The 8,005-nt window shown below is 33.6% G+C and carries 7 protein-coding genes and 1 tRNA gene; all 8 read right to left on the bottom strand.

Going from position 1 to position 8,005, the window contains the following annotated elements:
- Positions 1-90: 90 nt before the first annotated feature.
- Positions 91-2,178 carry an elongation factor G gene (gene fusA, locus GKG01_RS07355; protein ID WP_154271964.1) on the bottom strand — a complete coding sequence of 696 codons (2,088 nt, stop codon included), beginning with the start codon at positions 2,176-2,178 and terminating at the stop codon, positions 91-93.
- Positions 2,179-2,206: 28 nt separating this feature from the next.
- A complete protein-coding gene (gene rpsG / locus GKG01_RS07350; RefSeq protein ID WP_002835373.1) occupies positions 2,207-2,677 on the bottom strand; it encodes a 30S ribosomal protein S7 in 471 nt (156 codons plus the stop codon).
- Between the two features lie 109 nt (positions 2,678-2,786).
- A complete protein-coding gene (gene rpsL, locus GKG01_RS07345) occupies positions 2,787-3,200 on the bottom strand; it encodes a 30S ribosomal protein S12 (protein ID WP_002835374.1) in 414 nt (137 codons plus the stop codon).
- A 131-nt stretch (positions 3,201-3,331) separates the two neighbouring features.
- Positions 3,332-4,180 (bottom strand): ABC transporter ATP-binding protein, encoded by an 849-nt coding sequence (locus GKG01_RS07340; RefSeq protein ID WP_002835375.1) that lies wholly within the window; start codon positions 4,178-4,180, stop codon positions 3,332-3,334.
- On the bottom strand, positions 4,180-6,624 hold the full coding sequence (locus GKG01_RS07335) for a hypothetical protein (protein ID WP_154271963.1): 2,445 nt from the start codon (positions 6,622-6,624) through the stop codon (positions 4,180-4,182). The genes GKG01_RS07340 and GKG01_RS07335 overlap by 1 nt, the downstream gene beginning before the upstream one ends.
- A gap of 10 nt (positions 6,625-6,634) precedes the next feature.
- The gene (locus GKG01_RS07330) at positions 6,635-6,919 is read right to left on the bottom strand and encodes an isoleucyl-tRNA synthetase (RefSeq protein WP_154271962.1); all 285 of its coding nucleotides are present in this window, start codon (positions 6,917-6,919) and stop codon (positions 6,635-6,637) included.
- 102 nt (positions 6,920-7,021) lie between these two features.
- Positions 7,022-7,825, bottom strand: coding sequence for a metallophosphoesterase (locus GKG01_RS07325; RefSeq protein ID WP_154271961.1), 804 nt, complete (start codon positions 7,823-7,825; stop codon positions 7,022-7,024).
- Positions 7,826-7,870: 45 nt separating this feature from the next.
- A tRNA-Lys gene (locus GKG01_RS07320) sits at positions 7,871-7,946 on the bottom strand.
- Positions 7,947-8,005: the final 59 nt, after the last annotated feature.

Genomic DNA, 8,005 nt, shown 5'->3' with positions numbered 1-8,005 from the left:
GTTTTACCGTGGTCAACGTGACCTATTGTACCAATGTTAACATGTGGTTTTGTTCTTTCAAATTTAGCTTTACTCATTTATATAAGCCTCCTATTTATTATTCTTTTTTCCTATAACTTCTTCTGATATTGAGTTAGGAACTTGTTCATAATGATCGAATTGCATTGAATATGTTGCACGACCTTGTGTTTTTGATCTTAAGTCTGTTGCATATCCAAACATTTCTGCCAATGGAATAAACGCATCTAATACGTGTACACCATTTTTAGGATTCATACCGTCAATCTTACCTCTTCTTGATGAAACGTCTCCCATTACATCTCCCAAATATTCATCTGGAGTTGTGATTTCAACTTTCATCGCTGGTTCTAATAAGATTGGTTTTGCTTTTGCAACTGCTGCTCTAAAGCCCATAGAACCGGCAATTTTGTATGCCATTTCTGATGAGTCGACATCGTGGTAAGAACCATCTAAAAGAGTAATCTTCATGTCAAGCATTGGATATCCACCTAAGATACCTGTTTGAGCTGCTTCTTCAGCACCCGCTTGAACTGATGGAATGTATTCTTTTGGAATAGCACCACCGACAATTGCATTAACAAATTCGATACCATTTGATTCTTCTGGATTGTCAAGTGGTTCAACTCTAAGAGTACAATCACCGTATTGTCCACGACCACCTGATTGTTTAACATATTTTCCTTGAGCTTCAGCTGCTTGAGTGATTGATTCTCTGTAAGCAACTTGTGGGTTACCGATATTAGCTTCTACTTTGAATTCACGTAAAAGTCTATCAACGATAATTTCAAGGTGAAGTTCACCCATACCAGAGATTATAGTATCGCCAGTTTCTTCGTCTGTATATGTTCTAAATGTTGGGTCTTCTTCTGCAAGTTTTGCAAGAGCAATACCCATTTTTTCTTGACTTGCTTTTGTTTTAGGTTCGATTGCTACAGAAATTACTGGATCTGGGAATTCCATGTTTTCAAGGATAACTTCGCTATCCATATCACATAATGTGTCCCCTGTTGTTGTATCTTTTAATCCGATAATAGCTACGATGTCTCCAGCGTATGCTTTATCAATTTCTTCACGCTTGTTAGCGTGCATCATTAAGATACGACCAATTCTTTCTCTCTTACCTTTTGTTGAGTTGTAAACATAGCTTCCTGACTCAACACTACCTGAATAAATTCTTGTGAACGCAAGCTTACCAACATATGGGTCAGTTGCGATTTTGAATGCTAATGCAGCAAATGGTTCTTCATCTGATGATTTTCTTGTAGTTGGTTCATCAGTTTGAGGATCCACACCTTTGATATCTGGTACATCAATTGGTGCTGGCATATAATCAACTATTGCGTCCAATAATGGTTGAACACCTTTGTTCTTATATGCAGAACCACAAAGTACTGGGTTCATTGCATTAGCAATTGTTGCAGTTCTTATAGCTCTTTTGATTTCTTCTTCAGTTAATTCTTCACCTTCAAGGTATTTTTCCATTAACTCTTCATCGTGTTCTGCTATGTTTTCTAATAATTCTGCTCTATATTTTTCAGCTACTTCTACTAAGTCACTTGGAATATCTTCAACAGTGAATTCTGTTCCTAGTTCGTTTTTGTAGATATTAGCTTTCATTGTAATAAGATCAACTACACCTACGAATTTATCTTCAGCTCCGATAGGAATTTCGATAGGTACAGCATTTGCTCTCAATCTTTCTCTAATAGTGTCAACAGACATGAAATAATCAGCGCCTGTTGCATCCATTTTGTTGATGAAGCAAATTCTTGGTACGCCATATTTATCAGCTTGTCTCCAAACAGTTTCTGATTGTGGTTCTACACCGCTTTTTGCATCGAATAAAGCAACTGAACCGTCAAGAACTCTAAGAGATCTTTCTACTTCAACTGTAAAGTCAACGTGACCCGGTGTATCGATGATATTGATTCTGTTACCTTTCCAGAAACAAGTTGTTGCTGCAGAAGTAATTGTAATACCTCTTTCTTGTTCTTGAACCATCCAGTCCATTTGAGCGGCACCGTCGTGAGTGTCCCCAATTTTATGGATTTTACCTGAATAGTATAAAATACGTTCAGTAACTGTCGTTTTACCGGCATCAATATGGGCCATTATACCAATGTTTCTTGTATCTTTTAATGAAACTTGTCTAGCCATTTTTTCTCCTTACTTACTTTCCGATAGATTAGTATCTATAATGTGCAAAAGCCTTATTAGCTTCAGCCATCTTGTGTACGTCTTCTCTCTTCTTAACTGATGCACCAGTGTTATTAGCTGCATCCATGATTTCTTTAGCTAACTTTTCAACCATAGTTTTTTCACCACGAGCTCTTGTATAAGTTGTTAACCATCTCAAACCTAAAGTTTGTCTTCTTTCTGGTCTAACTTCGATAGGAACTTGGTAGTTAGCTCCACCTATTCTTCTAGTTTTAACTTCTAAGATAGGCATAATATTGTTCATTGCTTTGTAGAATACTTCAAGAGCGTCTTCTCCTGTAGTTTCTTTGATAATATCAAAAGCACCATAAACAATTTTTTGGGCAGTACCTTTTTTTCCGTCTAACATAATGTTGTTGATAAGCTTAGTAACTGTCTTATCATCGTAAACTGGATCTGGCATTACCTCTCTTTTTTGAACATGTCCTTTTCTTGGCACTTCGCTTCCCTCCTTACTATTTAGTATTTCTCAGGTACTCGAATTACATCGCTGTGCTATAAATGTATATTAAAATCTTTTATTCACACTAATACCTTTTGTTTTTGTTTTATTTCTTTGGTTTCTTAGCACCGTACTTTGAACGACCTTGCATTCTGTTTTGAACAGCTGCAGTATCCAAAGCACCTCTGACAATGTGGTATCTTACCCCTGGTAAGTCCTTTACTCTACCACCTCTGATTAATACAACACTGTGTTCTTGTAGGTTGTGTCCGATACCTGGAATGTAAGATAAAACTTCCATACCATTAGTTAAACGAACTCTGGCAACCTTACGAAGTGCTGAGTTAGGCTTTTTAGGAGTCATAGTTCTTACTGAAGTACATACGCCTCTTTTTTGAGGTGAGTTAGCTTCTGTATAGCTTTTTTTGATGCTGTTGAAGTTACGACTCAAAGCTGGTGAATCAGATTTGTAAGTTTTAGATTTTCTTCCTTGTCTTACTAATTGATTAATTGTTGGCAAATTTTCCACCTCCTGAAATTATTTTATGCATAAAAAAAGAATATACAAGATATTCTTATTTATCCTTGTATATTCTATCATTAACATTATGATATGTCAAACAAATTCTTAGTTTTTTGCATATTTTTATTTTAAATTCCAAAAATTTCTTTGTATCGTTCCTGAGAAGTTTTCGAACGTCTTTTAATATCCAAAATTTCAATATTATTTTCTATAATAACAGACAAAATATCATTAATACTACTGTTGTTTAAGCTTATCATATTTTTGTCCATATTAAAACCCTTTGATTTCAAAACAGATGATAATTTTTCATTATCGCTTGAAATAATCTCTATGAATTTTTCATTTTCCAAAACTTCTTCCAAAATTTTCCCGTCTTTTAAAAACAAAATATTATTGGTGATTTCATCGATATCGTTTAAAGAGTGACTGGATATTAAAATTCCCTGTCCATCTTTTGCTTTCTTCTTTATAAGAGCCATCATCTTTATAACGCTAGTTGGATCAAGACCAGAAAGCGGTTCATCAAGCAATATAATATCTCTTTGTGGCAAGAAATCCATCGCAAGCATCAGCTTCTTTTTCATACCTAATGAATACGAACCAGTCTTGCTTTTTACAAAACTTTCAATTCCTATTTCTTTGATAACCCTATCCACATCATCCTTGGTTCTTTTATAGACATTTTTAATATAGTTCAAATAATCCATGCCGTACAAGTTTTCATCCAAGATTTTCTCATCTTTGAAAAAAGAAATATGATTAAAAATCTTCTCATCTTTAAACTCTTTACCGTCTACCAAAACTTGTCCGCCATCTCTTTTGAGAAGATTGGTCATAGTATTCATCAAAGTAGTCTTACCAGAGCCATTCGGCCCTACCAAAGCTTTGATTTGTCCTTTTTCAATACTAAAAGATATATCGTGAAGTATCTTTTTCTTTCCGTAACTTTTTTCAATATTTACTACTTCTAACATTATTTCCTCCTGCCAAATGAAACTCTGCCCAATACATAAAACAATATTGAACTAATCACAAGAACTACAACAGCCATCACCATCGTGTAAGAATTCTGTCTTATCAACGCCGACAAAAATCCCGTAGATACAAATCCCGAATCCACATAGTTAAATGGAACAAAAGATCCGATTACTCCCATGTACTTTAATGCAGTGAATGGTACAATAAACGCAATTATGGATATTAATATCGTAAATAGTTTGTTAGTAGCAGTGTACATAGAATTTACAAACATACTGATAAATATAGTAAACAACACAGTTATTGTAAAAGATTCTAGTATATACACCAGAAATGGACCAACATTTGAGTAAATAATTCCACTGTCCACAATATAGTTGATAATTGGAAAATCACTGTCTGCAAATCCACCCATCATACCTCCAGCTAAGAATAATACCAAAGCTGCAACGATGTTTATACCAATCGCGTATATTACGCTTTCTATTATCTTTGACTTGTACGATTTTGTTCGACTTACAGGAAGTACCGATTTAAGTTCGAGCTGCTTATTCGATTTGATAATAGTAGATGTGAACAGCAATAGTGCAAACACAATCAACAATACATTTAATTTAAGATAGAAGTAATCGTGTAACATCCCAAAAGCATTAGTTCTTTCTGATATTCCATGAGTAATGTAGTAATTGATTTTAGGTAAAGTTCCTTTGAAACTATCCACATCAAAAGGATTATAATCAATTCCTAATTGCGGAATATAGAATCTGTCTGTTGGTGTGATGTTGTTTATGAGCATGTATTTTTGTTTGAAGAATGCTCCTTCAAGTGCAAAATCGTTGAATACGTCCACCATTCCAGTTGTTTCACTTCCTGTTGCTTGAAAATGAAAACCATTAAATTCAGTTACCCTTACCTTATTTAAATTGCTGAACTTTTGGGGAGATTTGTATCTATTTTCGTAAGCGTCGAAGTATTTGTTCTCATTTTCGTAAAATTTCAAAGCATGTGAATGAGAATTTATCATTTCTTTTGCTCTCTTGCTATTTCCGTATTTTGCCTTAATCTCATCAATATCCCTATAAACCAAATTTTCTAAGGCAGAATTAAGATGGTTATAGTTTTTAGTTTGAATTGAATTAAAATTATGCCAATTGTTTTGCAAGCAGATATTTCCAACCAAAATAGCACACACGACAAACAATATCAAAAACCCATTAAATGATAGCACACGGTTTTTAATGGAACCTTTTAAGTTGAATACATTTCGGTCTTTGTATGTATCATGTGATGTGAATTCTTTTCTTCTGTTCAAAAAAATCGTGCCTATAGCTGTTATCAAAAGCATAAACACTGTAGCAATCACAGGTTTTAACGAAAACGACTTAAACAAGCTTAGAGGATTGTATGCATGATTGAAGAAATTAAAATCAACCAATAGCAAACTCATTATTAAAACCAAAGTAAAATATTTTGCTTTGGTATTTTGTATAAGTTTATCAACAAAAGAAAATGCAAATCCAAACGCCATAGTGATTAACGCAAAAGGGAATACACTCTTAAAAAATGTAGACAAAGGCGTTCTCATAACATATGAGTATTCTCTTATAGAACCACCCCTGTCCTGAACAGTCCTAATAACAAATGTAGAATCGTAGTGATATGTTAAATCGCCCACACCATTTCCAGTTATTAAAGATGCTACGAATACTGTCAACAATGAAATGAAAATGTACATCACAATCATACACATAATAATACCAAAATCGTTCGCTACATCCTTTATTTTGGAATTCGATGTTACGCTGGTTATATCATCTTCTCTCATTGTGAAAATCATCACGAAACCTAATAGAATTATTGGCACAGCTCCAAAAATCACACCAGCTTCATCAAATATCACTTTGCTGAAACTGTGATTGTCATTCTCGTCAATCAATCTATCTTCTATGGAGTTTCTCTCTTTGAAGAAATTTATGTAGCCTTCTCCTCTCAGTACAGATGTCCTGAGTTCTTTAGGATTATCCATGTTCTCGTCTGTATGGTACTTATTATTCAGAGCATCCAATTCATTAGTATACTTTATGATATCCTTTTCATTATAATTAGACTTGTTATACTTGTAGTTTTCATCAAGACCATGAGCTTTCATCAAGTTTTGTAATACATTTTTCCCTTCAATTAGATACGCTTTGTGATCTTCGTAGCTTTTCTTGTCTGGTTCTTCTGGTGTTATTTTCTTCCAGTCAGTTTTTTTGATGATTAACTCATCCCAACTAATGCCATTAGAAATGGAGATATCACTTGAAGTAAGAAAATCAAATGCATGGTTGGTTGTATTATAATGTAGGAAAAAAGCAACAATTCCCATAGTTATAGAAAACAGAATCAAAAATGGAATCATCTTGTATCTGTATAATTTTTTTAGTTTGTAAGTAAACATTTTTGTCTCCTTATTGTTTCTTTAAATTCCCAGAGTATCTGTAATACAACGTACCCTCTTCTTCGTAGTCTGGACGTATTGATTTTTTCAGTACTCCCTTGTAGCCAGATTTTTCATATTCTATTTCTCCGCCTACATTTTCATGTGATACTGAAATGTACTTAAAATCATCATCGACTTCTATCCCTGAACTCGAAATCGTTTCTGATTTATTTACAAGACTAGCATTAAGTCCAGCTATTACAACAAATACTACAGCCATAGTTGCAATTAGCTTTTTCATTGTGTATTTCATATTGTCCCCTTTCGTTGTCAAGTAATAATTTATTTACCTTTAATTATATTTTAGTACACTAAAATAAAAAAACAATAGTTTTCCAAGCATTGTATACTTTTCTTAACTATTGTTGATTTTTGTTAATTTTATTAAATTAATTTCTGGTCGATTAAATATCCTTGGAACTACCGTCTTTTCCTTGGCAAGCCCACGTGATACTATAAGTGTATAATCGTCGCTATACATTCCCCCTGCGTATTTTGGAAACAGACCTTGTCCCGGCGATATAACTCCATTTAAGATATAAGGAAGTCTCCATTGTCCACCGTGAGTGTGACCTGATATCATCAAATCAAAATTTTTCAGATTTTTCTTGAAATAATAATCTGGTTTGTGAATCAAACATATATTAAAATTTTTTGAATCTAATTTTTCATCTAAATCATCTAATTTATTTTCATAATCATCCAATATTTCTCCAGATGAATCGTCCACTCCGATAAGTTTAATGTTGTTTGATAAGAACACTTCTTCATTATCGAGAATTTGCACATTATAATTTATGATTGTCTCATCTATTTCTACCAGATTTTCTATTCTTTTTTCGTGATTTCCGTGAACGTAATAAACCTTCTTACCCAGTTGTTGTAATTGTTCCAGCAATTCAAATGCTTTTTTGGGTTTTAATTTGTCATCTACAATATCTCCACCCAACAAAATCACATCACAATCGACCGATTTTATTTTATCCATTAATTTCTTTTGATTTATTCCATAATCGCATGAATGAAGATCCGATAAGAATAATATGTCCATATCACGGTCAATCTTTTCAGATTTTATTTCGTATTGTACTATGTTGATTTTGTACGATATCGATATTAATAAAAATAATAATATCAATGCGGATACAATTAAATACATTTTTCACCTCAAATTAAAAAAACCGAGCTACAAAAGCTCGGCTATTGGTGGCTCATCCGGGACTCGAACCCGGGACACCCTGATTAAAAGTCAGGTGCTCTACCATCTGAGCTAATGAACCACGACTACCTTTCTATGATAGCACAATAAGATTGTTTTGTAAAGTGTTTTTTACAAATT

The organism is Finegoldia sp. BIOML-A4 (assembly GCF_009679635.1).
GTDB lineage: Bacteria > Bacillota > Clostridia > Tissierellales > Peptoniphilaceae > Finegoldia > Finegoldia magna.
This window is presented reverse-complemented; position numbering and strand designations above follow the sequence as displayed.

What these genes read in the sequence shown, in the direction of transcription:
- GKG01_RS07335 (WP_154271963.1), bottom strand. Translation starts at nt 6,624, where the DNA reads ATGTTTACTTACAAACTAAAAAAATTATACAGATACAAGATGATTCCA.
- GKG01_RS07340 (WP_002835375.1), bottom strand. Translation starts at nt 4,180, where the DNA reads ATGTTAGAAGTAGTAAATATTGAAAAAAGTTACGGAAAGAAAAAGATA.
- GKG01_RS07325 (WP_154271961.1), bottom strand. Translation starts at nt 7,825, where the DNA reads ATGTATTTAATTGTATCCGCATTGATATTATTATTTTTATTAATATCG.
- GKG01_RS07330 (WP_154271962.1), bottom strand. Translation starts at nt 6,919, where the DNA reads ATGAAATACACAATGAAAAAGCTAATTGCAACTATGGCTGTAGTATTT.
- fusA (WP_154271964.1), bottom strand. Translation starts at nt 2,178, where the DNA reads ATGGCTAGACAAGTTTCATTAAAAGATACAAGAAACATTGGTATAATG.